Source organism: Pseudoalteromonas sp. SG43-7 (assembly GCF_014164295.1).
GTDB classification, from domain to species: domain Bacteria; phylum Pseudomonadota; class Gammaproteobacteria; order Enterobacterales; family Alteromonadaceae; genus Pseudoalteromonas; species Pseudoalteromonas rhizosphaerae.
Genome location: NZ_JACJEY010000048.1, coordinates 24,384 through 36,805, shown reverse-complemented (window position 1 = coordinate 36,805; position 12,422 = coordinate 24,384). Strand labels below are relative to the sequence as shown.

Annotated in this window: 13 protein-coding genes; 4 read left to right on the top strand and 9 right to left on the bottom strand. The window is 39.3% G+C overall.

Annotated elements, in window-relative coordinates; genetic code table 11:
* The first annotated feature begins 294 nt into the window (after window positions 1-294).
* A complete protein-coding gene (locus H5200_RS18055; protein ID WP_182762077.1) occupies window positions 295-963 on the top strand; it encodes a hypothetical protein in 669 nt (222 codons plus the stop codon).
* A 198-nt stretch (window positions 964-1,161) separates the two neighbouring features.
* Here the strand turns inward: H5200_RS18055 and H5200_RS18050 are convergent, their stop codons facing one another.
* From H5200_RS18050 to rplU, 7 genes are all read right to left on the bottom strand, one after another.
* Window positions 1,162-2,409 (bottom strand): DEAD/DEAH box helicase, encoded by a 1,248-nt coding sequence (locus tag H5200_RS18050; RefSeq protein ID WP_182717146.1) that lies wholly within the window; start codon window positions 2,407-2,409, stop codon window positions 1,162-1,164.
* 97 nt (window positions 2,410-2,506) lie between these two features.
* The gene (locus tag H5200_RS18045) at window positions 2,507-3,208 is read right to left on the bottom strand and encodes a DUF3581 domain-containing protein (RefSeq protein WP_149982081.1); all 702 of its coding nucleotides are present in this window, start codon (window positions 3,206-3,208) and stop codon (window positions 2,507-2,509) included.
* A gap of 137 nt (window positions 3,209-3,345) precedes the next feature.
* Window positions 3,346-3,723, bottom strand: coding sequence for a DUF3718 domain-containing protein (locus H5200_RS18040; protein WP_145235479.1), 378 nt, complete (start codon window positions 3,721-3,723; stop codon window positions 3,346-3,348).
* 79 nt (window positions 3,724-3,802) lie between these two features.
* Window positions 3,803-4,294 (bottom strand): type 3 dihydrofolate reductase, encoded by a 492-nt coding sequence (folA, locus tag H5200_RS18035; protein ID WP_182762076.1) that lies wholly within the window; start codon window positions 4,292-4,294, stop codon window positions 3,803-3,805.
* Between the two features lie 73 nt (window positions 4,295-4,367).
* The gene (gene cgtA, locus H5200_RS18030; RefSeq protein WP_182762075.1) at window positions 4,368-5,522 is read right to left on the bottom strand and encodes an Obg family GTPase CgtA; all 1,155 of its coding nucleotides are present in this window, start codon (window positions 5,520-5,522) and stop codon (window positions 4,368-4,370) included.
* A 141-nt stretch (window positions 5,523-5,663) separates the two neighbouring features.
* The gene (gene rpmA, locus H5200_RS18025) at window positions 5,664-5,921 is read right to left on the bottom strand and encodes a 50S ribosomal protein L27 (RefSeq protein ID WP_064665557.1); all 258 of its coding nucleotides are present in this window, start codon (window positions 5,919-5,921) and stop codon (window positions 5,664-5,666) included.
* Window positions 5,922-5,937: 16 nt separating this feature from the next.
* Window positions 5,938-6,249, bottom strand: coding sequence for a 50S ribosomal protein L21 (gene rplU / locus H5200_RS18020; RefSeq protein WP_006794538.1), 312 nt, complete (start codon window positions 6,247-6,249; stop codon window positions 5,938-5,940).
* Between the two features lie 422 nt (window positions 6,250-6,671).
* On the opposite strand from rplU, the gene ispB reads away from it, so the two are divergent.
* Complete coding sequence (gene ispB, locus H5200_RS18015; RefSeq protein WP_145235474.1) at window positions 6,672-7,643, top strand: octaprenyl diphosphate synthase; 972 nt, start codon at window positions 6,672-6,674, stop codon at window positions 7,641-7,643.
* Between the two features lie 79 nt (window positions 7,644-7,722).
* On the opposite strand, the gene mdh is transcribed toward ispB, so the two are convergent.
* Window positions 7,723-8,658, bottom strand: coding sequence for a malate dehydrogenase (mdh, locus tag H5200_RS18010; protein ID WP_145235472.1), 936 nt, complete (start codon window positions 8,656-8,658; stop codon window positions 7,723-7,725).
* A 224-nt stretch (window positions 8,659-8,882) separates the two neighbouring features.
* Here mdh and argR point away from each other — a divergent pair, with 224 nt between their 5' ends.
* A complete protein-coding gene (gene argR / locus H5200_RS18005) occupies window positions 8,883-9,350 on the top strand; it encodes a transcriptional regulator ArgR (RefSeq protein ID WP_145235470.1) in 468 nt (155 codons plus the stop codon).
* 19 nt (window positions 9,351-9,369) lie between these two features.
* Here the strand turns inward: argR and H5200_RS18000 are convergent, their stop codons facing one another.
* Window positions 9,370-10,269 carry a Dyp-type peroxidase gene (locus H5200_RS18000; RefSeq protein ID WP_149982085.1) on the bottom strand — a complete coding sequence of 300 codons (900 nt, stop codon included), beginning with the start codon at window positions 10,267-10,269 and terminating at the stop codon, window positions 9,370-9,372.
* 1,485 nt (window positions 10,270-11,754) lie between these two features.
* Between H5200_RS18000 and rluA the strand changes: the two genes are divergently transcribed.
* Complete coding sequence (gene rluA / locus H5200_RS17995; RefSeq protein ID WP_149982086.1) at window positions 11,755-12,408, top strand: bifunctional tRNA pseudouridine(32) synthase/23S rRNA pseudouridine(746) synthase RluA; 654 nt, start codon at window positions 11,755-11,757, stop codon at window positions 12,406-12,408.
* The last annotated feature ends 14 nt before the right edge of the window (window positions 12,409-12,422 follow it).

Below are 12,422 nucleotides of genomic sequence, written 5' to 3'. Positions count from 1 at the left end.
GAAGAAATAGTCGAACAGGTTTCGCAAGCGTGGAATAAATTCATTTCTGTTCCTGATACGGTTAAAAGCATATGCTCTAGAGACTGGATAAAATTGACTTAATCTTTATGCCGATTGGTATAACTTAGGTGCAGTAAAAATTGTCACGAAGTTTACTGAGTTTGATAAAGCAATCAAAACTGGAGATTGGATTAAAGCAGCTAAAGAAAGCTATCGTCCTCAACTCAGCGCAGAAAGAAATAACTACGTAAGAGCAAAGCTATCTGCGGCTAACAGCATAAAGGTAACGACACCGTGAAAAACTTATCATTAGTATTATCGATATTTATCTGTGTTAGCTGCTCAAAATTATCTGCTAATGAAATAAAACCTAAATTATTTACTAATTATTTTACAGGTTTAGAATCTGAAATTGTGATGGATTACCAGAGCATTAAATTAAATTATGATTTAACTTTACGTTCAGAGAAGAATGTACACTTTTCTACCTGTAAACAAGTAGAAGAAACCGCTTCTGATGATATAGCAGTGAGCGAATTTCATTTGTTACAGATGTTGAAAGCGAACTGTGCCGCATTAAAACAGTACTCCCAAGCTAAAAGTTCAAACGTCAGTTATTTACAGGAAATTCTTGATAAAAAGGATATTAGCAATCTTCCTGCTACAGCTTCCCCTTATGTTAATAAACATGATAAAAGCCAAAGGCGAGGTAAAACACTAAGTGAATACCATAAAAAGTTTAATACATCATTGGACATTAGTGGAGCAATAAAGGTTGAGACAGAAACAGATCAGATGTTTTACTACGTTGTTGCCACAGGCGATTTCAATGCTGATAAAGTTCAAGACGCATTAGTTCGTATTGACTGGCAGGTAATTGATGCATTTAGTAAAGGGTTTAAGCTTATTATGGTTACGAAAAAATCCGCAGATAAACCATATGAAATAACTACACTAAATTGAAGTAAGAACCTTTAGCTGCGATTTTAATTTAAAAATTTATCTTTTTAGAGGGCACTCTAGCTTAGTAAAGTTATATCGCGCTTTATTATTAATACTATTGACTACTGAATTTAGCATATAAAACAATAAAGCTACGGCGCTCGTTTTAGCGCCGTGCTAGAGCTTTACTGACAGCTGATAACTAAAAACTGAAAGCTTTTATTTACGGCGTCTACTAGGTGCTCTTTGCCCTGTAATACGTTTTTTATCTCGGTCTTTTCGCGACTTATTAGAGTTTTTGCGATTATCTTTGGGCTTTTTATTTAGATCCGGTTCATAGCCCGCTAACCACTGCGGTGTTAGACGAGTATCAAGCAACACTTCAATTTCTTCAAGTAACCACTGCTCGTCAAGGCTGACTAATGACATCGCTAAGCCTTGCTCGCCAGCGCGCCCAGTGCGGCCAATACGGTGGACATAATCTTCAGCTATATAGGGTAATTCAAAATTAATCACATACTTTAACGACGCTATGTCTAGACCCCGAGCTGCAACATCGGTTGCCACGAGTACACGAGTGGTACCTTCTTTAAAATCTTGCAGTGCTCTATCACGTGCACCTTGAGATTTATCACCATGAATTGACTGTGTTTTTAAGCCATCTTTACACATTTCTTTGGCGAGTTGATCGGCCATTTGCTTTGTGCGAGTAAAGATCAGTACTTGGCGCCAGTTTTTCATGCCAATCATGTGCGAGACAAGCTCACGTTTACGGTCTTCATCAACCGCGTAAATGATTTGCTCAACTTCTACAGCCGCAGAATTACGTTTATTGACTTCAACAAGTTTTGGATCTTTTAATAACTTTTTACTGAGCTCAAATACACTATCGTCAAAGGTCGCTGAAAATAGTAAGGTCTGACGATCACTGGGAACATGGCGCAATATACGTTTAATTTCGTCAATAAAGCCCATATCAAGCATACGGTCTGCTTCATCAAACACCAGTGAATCAACACTAGATAGTTTAATGCTGCCTTTGATTATGTGATCCAGCAATCGCCCTGGCGTTGCCACTACAACTTGTGCATCTTTCATGGCTTTAATTTGCGGGCCAATACTGGCACCACCATAAGCAAGCGCGCCTTTAATATCAGTACCTTGCGCGTATTTTTCAAAGCTAGCAAAGACTTGCTGAGCAAGCTCTCGAGTTGGTGTCAAAATAAGTACTCGAGCAGTACCTGGCTCATCTTTACTTGGTGTATTAAGTAATTTATGTAACAGAGGTAATACAAAAGCAGCTGTTTTACCTGTTCCTGTTTGTGCACTCCCCATAACATCATGACCAGCTAAAATCAGCGGAATAGTTTTTAGCTGTATCGCCGTAGGGGTATGATATTGATTTTGTTCAAGTGCATTAAGCAGTACAGGATCGAGTTTTAACTCAGAGAAAGTAGTCGCAGACATAAGTTTAGCTTTGTGTAACAAATAATGGCGCTATTGTACGCCCAAAGCGAATAACAAAAAAGGCGCTTTGCAGCGCCTTTCTAAGCTTGCTAAATGTTCAAGCTGGTTTGAGGGTTTCTTTTCGTTGGTTATAGAAGGTAATTAGATCATCCACCGTATCTTGGCAATATTGTTGAATACCTGATACCAACATGTGCTTTTCACCACAGCCGACTTTTACACCATTTTCTAACAAGTTAAAGCGCAAAGTGATTTTCCCACGCTTGCCTGTATATTCAAAACTCGGCTCTGCGTATTCTAACGTCGGTGCATGGATCTCTAATGTATCGAGATTAATCAACATTGACTCATAGATAATCATAGGGCGAGCTGGGTTGATCATGACATCTTGTTTGCCCATAAGTGGAATAATAACATGCGGAAAAGTTGTACCTGAAAACTCAACATAATTTTTTATTAGACTATCGGTGAGTGTTTGGCACTGGCTAGTTTTACCTTCGCGCTTAACCTTCAGCATGACTTTATCGCCACTGGTAATATCAAACTCATCTGCGCCCTCAGGGAAGTTGAGTTTGGTATTCTCATCAACCATGCCGGCAAAGGTAAATTCCATTTTTTCACTGATGCCATAACGACTTAATACCAATGAAAATAATAAATCTCCAGGCACACAAAAACGTTTTGCATCTTTATCATGAAGTGGATTGTAATCATCAGCAACGCACTTTGCGAAACGACACCCTTGTTCACGAGAAATAGAGACATAATCAGCATGTTGCTGATAAAAAGGACTTAACATAGTTGTTCACTGCTTAAACTGCTTATAACCTGCCTATTCTACCAGATAAAATTACAATAGAGGTCGAATCTGTTAAACTTTTGTTTCAGATACAAAAAAGCCGCGATATCGCGACTTTTTTAATGATTTATTATAACTTATAAACCAGCACGTTCTTTAATTGCTGGTATTAATGCAGAACCGCCATGACCATTTGCTTCGGCCCATGCTATATCTGCTCCATCTTCTAAAGAGCTTTTAGATAAGTTTTTCACAATATATTCACCGGTATCTACGGCATTACTGGCAACTGCATGACGTAGCAAGTTAAGACCATTACATTGTACTGCATCATAAATATTACGAATTTTTACACGTGAGCTTTTTAACTTATCACGTAAACGGTTTTTATCGTCCGCAGCTATGTATTCACAGATTGAAACAGCTAACTGATCATCCGCTTTTACTGGCGCGCTAAAAGCAACAGAACCAGAAATAACAGCTGCAGCAATAACGAGTGTTGATAATTTTATCATTGTAGACCCTTGTGTAATACTTTATAACTACCCTAGTTGTTTAATATTGTATCAACCTATAAGCCTAACCGCAATAATGTTACTTAACTTTATCCAATGTGACAAATTTATAACCATAAATATTGTTATCATCCGGTTGATTATACAGCTCTTCTACAACTTGCCAGTTTGCTGATTGTTCGTAATCAGGAAACTGTGTATCTCCTGCAACATCAAGATCAATAAACGTTAAATAAAGTGTATCGGCACTTTTTAAAAATTGTTGATATATATTCCCGCCACCAATCACCATTACTTCATCAGACTCACACACCAATGAAATAGCGGCCTCTGGGGATGTTACAACATCAATTCCAGCTGCAGTGTAGTCAGTGTTTCGGCTAATAACAATGTTGCGTCGACCAGGTAAAGGGCGACCAATTGACTCAAATGTTTTGCGCCCCATAATTACTGGTTTATTCATAGTAACCGCTTTAAAATGCTGTAAATCAGCAGGTAAATGCCATGGCATATTATTATCTTGGCCAATCACTCTATTTTTAGCCATAGCTGCAATCATTGAAATCTTCACATTAAAACCTAATACTTTTTTATTAAACAAGAAAAAAGGAGCACCAGCTCCTTTTAAAATAATTTACTTTAGTCTAACGCTCATAGACAACTTCAACGTCATAATCGTCATCATCCCAACTATCCCAGTCGTCGTCATCATTCTTCTTAGTGGCATCTTTATGATAAGTATCCCATTTGAATTCAACTTCTTCATCTTCAATTGGCACAAATTTTTCTTTTGGCATGCTATCGAGTAGCGTCATGATGTTATGAATTAATGGTTGAGTATTTAGCTTATTAATTGCAGAAATATGATAAATATTTTCAGTCTCGCCCAACTCTTCAGCAATTTGCTCACATAGCGCCTGTGCTTCATCTTCAGGTAATAAGTCTATTTTATTAAATACTAACCAACGTGGTTTTTCAGCAAGCTTAGGACTGTACTGGTGCAACTCATTGATGATTGCAAATGCATTGTCTACTGGGTTTGAACCATCGACAGGCATTACATCGATAATATGCAGTAATACACGGCAACGCTCTAAATGTTTCAAGAAGCGAATACCCAAGCCAGCGCCATCAGAGGCACCTTCGATTAACCCTGGGATATCTGCAATAACAAATGATTTATTTGCTTCTGGACGTACCACACCTAAATTTGGAATCAGCGTAGTAAATGGGTAATCAGCTACTTTTGGTTTCGCTGCCGATACACTACGAATAAAAGTAGACTTACCTGCATTTGGCAAACCTAATAAACCAACATCAGCTAATAATAATAGCTCTAGTTTAAGGTTACGTACTTCACCCGGTGTGCCTAATGTTTTTTGACGAGGCGCTCGGTTAGTACTTGATTTAAAACGCGCATTCCCCAAGCCGTGGAAACCGCCTTTTGCAACCAAAATTCTTTGACCATGTTGAGTTAAATCACCAAGACCTTCTTGGGTATCAACATCCATGATCCGAGTACCTACAGGCACCATCACATATAAGTCATCAGCCTTTTTACCGGTACAGTTACGACTGCGGCCATTAGTACCACGTTCAGCTCTATGAAAACGCTCAAACTGATAATCGATTAGGGTATTTAAGTTTTCATCAGCTTGTAGATAAACACTACCACCATCTCCACCGTCACCGCCGTCTGGTCCACCATCTGGGACATATTTTTCACGACGGAAAGATACGATGCCGCTGCCACCGCCTCCAGCTTCTGCGCGAATTTCTACTTCATCTACAAACTTCATGATTACTCACTTTAGGGATTGGCTTGTTAATTTCACTATTATATACCTAAGCCAAGCTGATTGCAGGCTTGGCTTAGGTATATATTTATTTTCAAAACAAAAAACCCCGCAAAGGCGGGGTTTTTTAAGAACCGATTCTGATTACTCAGATACGATGCTTACGTATTTACGGTTTAAAGGACCTTTTTGTTCAAACTGAACTTTACCATCTGCTTTTGCGAAGATAGTGTGGTCTTTACCGATACCTACGTTTGTGCCAGCATGGAATTTAGTTCCACGTTGACGAACAATGATGCTACCCGCTAGAACTGATTCGCCACCAAAACGCTTAACACCAAGGCGTTTGCTTTCTGAATCGCGACCGTTACGAGTACTACCAGCTGCTTTTTTATGTGCCATTTCTAAGTACCTCTAATTAAGCGCTAATGCCAGTGATTTTAACTTCTGTGAACCATTGACGATGGCCCATTTGCTTACGAGAATGCTTACGGCGTCTAAATTTAACAACCTTAATCTTCTCACCGCGACCATGTGAAACAACCTCAGCTGTTATTTTACCACCGTTTACGAACGGTACACCGATCTCGATTTTCTCACCATCAGCAACTAAAAGTACTGAATCAAATTCAACTGCTGCACCAGTCTCAACGTCTAATTTCTCAAGACGAATTGTTTGACCTTCAGTCACACGGTGCTGTTTACCACCACTTTGGAAAACCGCGTACATAATTAACTCCGTCTGTGCGCCCTCAAATCGACGCAACTAAAATATTATTCAATAGGGCGCGAAGTTTACGCTAATGTGCAAAAACTAGCAAGCCTGTTTTATTAATTAAATGAATAAAAAATAGCTGCATTGAAGGCGATTCAATATTTTCACCTATTTTATATTAAATTGGCATTATGCCAAGCCTTTTTAGCGTTTCATGACAAATAAATTACACCACGAACAAACACGCGCTAAGAATAAAAAACAACCATGTTGAATTAACGTAAATTTTCTCAAATAAAAAAGTTATCTTTCCAAATTAAGGCTAAATTAAGCTGCTTAACCGTGTTTTTTCAGCGAATCGTCACAAACTGTCGAGCAAAGCTGTTTTTTGTTGTACAATCAGCCCCGTATACCCATTAAAATTGGCTCGGAGATCAATGGATATAAAAGCTATCCAGGCGTTAATCGAAAACGATATGAATGACGTCAATCAACTAATTTACGCGCAAATGCGCTCTGATGTAGCATTAGTCAATCAACTAGGCTTATATATAGTAAACAGCGGCGGCAAGCGTGTTCGCCCTATGTTGGCTATTTTAGCGGCTAAAGCACTTGGCTATGAAGGCAAAGATCATGTTACTTTAGCAACTATTGTTGAATTTATTCACACAGCTACATTACTGCATGATGATGTCGTTGATGAATCAAATTTACGCAGAGGAACACCGACAGCAAATGCTGAGTTTGGTAATGCAGCCAGCGTACTTGTTGGTGACTTTATCTACACCCGCTCATTTCAGCTGATGGTTGGTATTGGTAAAATGCAAGTTATGCAAATACTCGCTGATGCAACCAACGTGATTGCCGAAGGTGAAGTGCTGCAATTAATGAACTGTAACGACCCTGATACCACCGAAGATAGCTACATGCAGGTAATTTATTCTAAAACAGCTAAATTATTTGAAGCTGCAACAGGCCTTGCTGCGATTATTACCGAAAAAGACGACTCGACACTGCAAGCGCTTAATCTTTACGGTATGCATTTAGGAACCGCTTTTCAATTAGTGGATGACGTGCTTGATTACAATGCTGATGCTGAGCAGTTAGGTAAAAACATCGGTGATGATCTGGCCGAAGGCAAACCTACCCTGCCACTACTTTATGCTATGCGCCACGGTAATGCTGAGCAAGTACAGTTGATCCGTGATGCCATTGAGCACAGTAATGGTATGGACCACTTAGAAGCGATTCTAAGTGCCCTCAATGAAACCAAAGCACTTGAGTTTACGATGAATAAAGCCAATGAAGAAGCTGATAAAGCGATTGCGTGTTTATCTGTATTAGATGAATCACCGTATAAAGAAGCACTCGTTAGCTTGGCTCGTATTGCCGTTGATCGTAATCACTAATAAACACCTAATGTATAAAAATCCTTCGAGCATAAAAAAGCCTGCAAATGCAGGCTTTTTTTATCAATCGACTTAGCAATTAAGCGTTGATGAAATCAACACCTTCTTGGATGTCTTTTTTCAGCGTATCAAGCATGTCGTTTTTAGCTTGCTCTTCAAATGCGCTTAGTTCACCGTAAGAAAGAATTTCTTCTACGCCGTTTTTACCTAAACGTACTGGGTGTGCAAAGTATGCAGCATCGCCATTTTCAACAGCAACGTAAGCGTAATCTACAACGTCTTCACCTTGTAAGCCTTTAACTAAAGACATACAAAAACGTGCAGCAGCAGCACCCATTGATAATGTTGCAGAACCACCGCCCGCTTTTGCATTTACTACTTCAGTACCTGCATTTTGGATACGTGGAGTAAGCGCAGCAACTTCTTCATCAGTGAAAGTAACGCCTTCAACTTGAGATAGTAACGGAAGGATTGTTGTGCCTGAGTGACCACCAATTACTGGTACTTTCACAGTTGCAACGTCAACACCTTTAAGCTCAGCTACAAATGCTTCTGAACGGATCACATCAAGAGTGGTAATACCGAAAACACGTTTCGCGTCGTAAGTACCTGCTTTTTTGAATACTTCCGCAACAATTGGCACTGTGCCATTTACTGGGTTAGTGATAATACCCACTAATGCTTTTGGACAGTTAGCAACAATACCTTCTGCTAATGTTTTAATAATACCAGCATTAACATTAAATAAATCAGCGCGGTCCATACCAGGCTTACGTGGCATACCAGCAGGGATAAGAACGATATCACAACCAGTTAACGCTTGATCTAGTGCATCAACACCAAAGCCTGCAACTTTAACGTCTGTTGGGATATGAGAAAGATCAACAGCAACACCAGGAACAACTGGAGCAACATCATAAAGTGATAATTCAGAACCAGCTGGTAAGCCTGTTTTTAATAATAAAGACAACGCTTGGCCGATACCGCCAGCAGCACCTAATACAGCAACTTTCATTGGAATTCTCCGTAATTTGAGGTAGGAAATATTTGTGGCTCTAAAGATAATGAAATTAACGACTAAAGACAAATTTATCCTGCTTATTTCACATATAATTTAGACCATAGTTGTAAACTTGCTGGTTTACAGCACTAAAATCCATCGCAAAAGCAAACAACTACTGCATAAGTATGCAATATTGTGTACAATTAGCGCATCACTTATGAATAAGAACCTATAATATGCAACCACAAGATAAACAAGAAGCATTAGTAAAGGCCTTTAAGGCACTTTTAAAAGAAGAAAACTTTGGTTCACAAGGTGAGATTGTTGACGCCCTAAAAGAGCAAGGCTTTGATAATATTAGTCAAAGTAAGGTGTCGCGGATGTTAAGCAAGTTTGGCGCGGTACGCACTCGTAATGCCAAACAAGAAATGGTCTATTGTTTGCCTGCTGAAATGGGCGTACCTACAGCGAAAAGCCCATTACGTCAGTTAGTGATTGATATAATGCATAACGAAATGATGATCATTATTCGAACCAGCCCAGGAGCTGCACAATTAATTGCTCGGCTATTAGATTCATTAGGTAAAGCAGATGGCGTACTAGGCACCATTGCTGGTGACGATACTATTTTTATCGCTCCAGCTAAAGTATCTGAAATTGATGTAACTCTTGAACGCGTGCGTATTTTATTTGATACGGTATAAATCTACCGGTTCAAACTTTTTATAGCTGCTTTAAAAAGTTAATTGATGGGGCAAAAAACGCAGAACCCATATCGGCTTGAGTAAAATCAAGCCAATGATCGTAGCAATCGCCATCACCTAATCGACTTCGTAATACTTGCTCAAATGCATTTCCCTGTGCCGCATAACTAATCGCTAATATACCCTGTTCGTAAACGTCACCATAAGGCATGTTTTGATTTAATTGCAGTGGTTGCCCTTGCTCATCTTTTAACTCAGTGCGTACAGCATGACTATTTTCAGTCGCTGGCATAATCAAGGTATTATCTAAGCGAGTGCGTCCCATTATTTGCTCTTGCTCACTCAGAGGTAAGTTTTGCCACACACTTAAATCATGCTTATAGCGCTGTATATGTACGTAACTGCCTTGATCTTCAAAATGGTTGGGTTTATTGATTAACGCTGTGATGCGCTTTTGGCGACCATGAGGAGTGTCACCACCGAGTATAAAACCATTAAAATCGCGACCATCTAAAAATCGAAAGTTTCTCACTTGCTCAACCAATTCAACATCGGGGGCAAATAACTTGAGAATTTGCAAAGCAAATAAATGGTTTACATCTTCCCTATCGGAACGAATTTGGACAAATAAATCAAAAGGCTGAGCCCCCATAATATGATCATTATGAGTAATATTAGGAAAGCTCTGTAATTCACTAGGCAGAAATTCAGGCAGAATATGCGGCCAGTACTGCGCCCCTACTGCAACTAGGCTGGAGAGCATCGATTCAGAAAACTGATCTGAAAACTCATCTTGGATAGCGCTAACGTATTTTAATTTTTTGCGTAATGACTCATCGTGGCCATCAAATACATTAAAAAACAAATGTAAACCGTGCAAGTTTGCTTCAGCACAAATTCCAGATTGCGCTTGCGCCATGATATTTCCTTAACTCAAAATCTCATACACGGCGTTTTTAATGAAATTAAAAATACTAAAACACTTAATCTGCGAAAAAGTTAACCGTGTGTGGTGTTATTTTTATTGTCACCTACTCATTTGCTAAAATGATTGGCCCAACTAAACAGCAACTTCAATTTATTGTCCATCGATCATAACTTTATACACAAAATGCAGAGCAACAAAACGACGGTTTAAAATAGTCACCGTATTTGCACTACAGCCTTGTGATTGAAAAGGTATTAACTCAAGATGGTATGGGCGAACACAAAGTTACCCAACTTGCTTTACTCGACGATAAGTAACTAATGACTCAGCCCCCGTAAGCAGTACGATATTCAGTTGCTGTTAATACATCTGCACCCAAGTATATGCCCTGACCAAGAAATTCTGCAACTACCTTTGAGCTTGAAGCGCTAAATAGCGGCTCAAACGTGTCTTGTTGAGCAATTTCCCCACAATTCATAGCCGCTAATTTATCGGCAAGTCGCATTTATTTTAAAGAATTACAAAGCGCCTTAATAGATATTGGTTTTTAATCATTTAAGGGATATATGCAATAAACTTAAACCATATACGATTAGAAATCGTCTAAGCAACACTACAATTACATCCACTATTAAAGGCAACCACGCCCATAATGGAAATCACTTGTGCGATATATCTCACGGTTATGACAGCTATTGAGTATAAAGCATCATAAAAAAAGTCTAAAAACAAACTAACCACATGAAATATAATAACTATTATTAAATTTCAAAATAATGACTGTATTTTCATTACTATTTTTAGCCTATTTTGTTTGCCGATACTCTCTATACTTACTTCATCGGTTAAGCAGTGACGCTTAAATGAGTAAACGGACAAGGAATGATTACTCATAAACCTCGAATTAAAGGTTACGTTAGGAAAAAATGGATTCACGGACAGGCTCAGGATGAGTAGCACTAAGGATAGTAAATATACGGACAGCGTCAAGATGATGCGAAAAGGAATAACAACAGGGCTCGCAAGAGAGTTGTTAGACAGGATGTTATAAAAGCGGACAGATGGACAGGCCCTAAAGGGTATCGCAATGGAACTGTTAACTAAGGGATAGCATCAGGACGATGCGTAAAGGACCGGTAATAGAGATTACCAAAAAGGATAAAAAGGAAGCACATAGGACAGAGGCACGGATAGCCTATATCACGCAGAACGAACAAGTAACAGTGTGATCACATGGATTAGTAAAGTTTAGGAGTTGATTAAGTTCAATTGCAGGATGCAAAAAATTAGAAGATTCCGCAAGCGCGACTAGCGATAGTTCGCGCTTTTCTTTTGCCCAAAAATACCCTCAGCTTAACGACTACTTGCCAATTAACTCGCTCATTAATACTCTCGCGTCTAATCTAATACGTTATTGATTGTGTATAAGCGATGACTTCTCTAAAATAGCGCGCTCATAAATCATTGAGGTCGGCCGTGTTAATTAACTACAATCCTCCATTAGATCCGTATTTAACCATTTTATTTCAAGATGATGATTTACTGATCGTCAACAAGCCCAGTGAACTTTTGACTGTGCCGGGAAAAGATCCTAAACACGCCGATTGTTTGATAGCTCGCGTTAACCGTGTTTTTCCTACGGCAAAAATAGTTCACCGCTTAGATATGGCAACCTCTGGAATTATTTGTTTAGCAATGCATAAAGCGGCTCATCGTCATTTAAGTATGCAGTTTCAAGAACGCCAAACTGCAAAGCGCTATATTGCAAGAGTGTACGGTAAACTAGAGCCATTAACGGGATCAGTCAATTTGCCACTGATCTGTGATTGGCCAAACCGCCCTAAGCAAATGGTTGATCATGACAAGGGGAAGCCCTCTTTAACTCATTACACTGTACTGGAGCATGAGTTGCACGCCACTCGTGTGGAACTTACCCCTATTACCGGACGCTCACATCAATTACGTGTGCATATGTTGTCATTGGGGCACCCTATTTTAGGCGATAGGCTCTATGCTCACCCTGATGCCCTGGCTGCTGCCCCGCGCTTGCAATTGCACGCACAAATGCTACAGCTCACTCACCCGGGAACAGCACAAATTATGACTTTTGAAGCTGAGCCAGAGTTTTAATTACGAGCTTAAAA

Bases quoted from the DNA above. Each gene is read 5' to 3' on its own strand.
- H5200_RS18050 (WP_182717146.1), bottom strand. From the start codon at position 2,409: ATGTCTGCGACTACTTTCTCTGAGTTAAAACTCGATCCTGTACTGCTT.
- H5200_RS18045 (WP_149982081.1), bottom strand. From the start codon at position 3,208: ATGTTAAGTCCTTTTTATCAGCAACATGCTGATTATGTCTCTATTTCT.
- H5200_RS18040 (WP_145235479.1), bottom strand. From the start codon at position 3,723: ATGATAAAATTATCAACACTCGTTATTGCTGCAGCTGTTATTTCTGGT.
- cgtA (WP_182762075.1), bottom strand. From the start codon at position 5,522: ATGAAGTTTGTAGATGAAGTAGAAATTCGCGCAGAAGCTGGAGGCGGT.
- rpmA (WP_064665557.1), bottom strand. From the start codon at position 5,921: ATGGCACATAAAAAAGCAGCTGGTAGTACTCGTAACGGTCGCGATTCA.
- rplU (WP_006794538.1), bottom strand. From the start codon at position 6,249: ATGTACGCGGTTTTCCAAAGTGGTGGTAAACAGCACCGTGTGACTGAA.
- ispB (WP_145235474.1), top strand. From the start codon at position 6,672: ATGGATATAAAAGCTATCCAGGCGTTAATCGAAAACGATATGAATGAC.
- mdh (WP_145235472.1), bottom strand. From the start codon at position 8,658: ATGAAAGTTGCTGTATTAGGTGCTGCTGGCGGTATCGGCCAAGCGTTG.
- argR (WP_145235470.1), top strand. From the start codon at position 8,883: ATGCAACCACAAGATAAACAAGAAGCATTAGTAAAGGCCTTTAAGGCA.
- H5200_RS18000 (WP_149982085.1), bottom strand. From the start codon at position 10,269: ATGGCGCAAGCGCAATCTGGAATTTGTGCTGAAGCAAACTTGCACGGT.